This window comes from Anaerococcus sp. HMSC068A02, assembly GCF_001811125.1.
In the GTDB taxonomy this organism is placed as follows: Bacteria; Bacillota; Clostridia; order Tissierellales; family Peptoniphilaceae; genus Anaerococcus; species Anaerococcus vaginalis_C.
Genome location: NZ_KV803762.1, coordinates 1 through 285 on the forward strand (window position 1 = coordinate 1; position 285 = coordinate 285).

General features: G+C 31.6%; 1 pseudogene. It reads left to right on the plus strand.

Features of this window, described 5'->3' with window-relative positions:
• Nucleotides 1-285 (plus strand): annotated as a pseudogene (locus tag HMPREF2782_RS06290) (hypothetical protein); the annotation flags it as partial.

A 285-nucleotide genomic window follows, 5' to 3' on the forward strand; every position in this document is an offset into this window, starting at 1 on the left:
ATAAAAAATTATCTTGATGAAGATAATGAAGCCTTTACCCGTTCCATTCAAAATGAAATGGAAGAAATGGAAAAAGTAGAGATAGAAAAACAAAGAGTAAGGCTAATTAATAATAAGTCGAGGATACAAGAGTTAGAAAGGCTTATGTGCCGTATTTACGAGGATATGATACTAGAAAAAATACCAAGTAGTAGATATGAGATACTTAATAGCCAATACGAAACAGAGCAAAGGGCTCTAAGTAAAGAGATTGAAGACTTAGAGCTTGTAATATCAAGATATGAA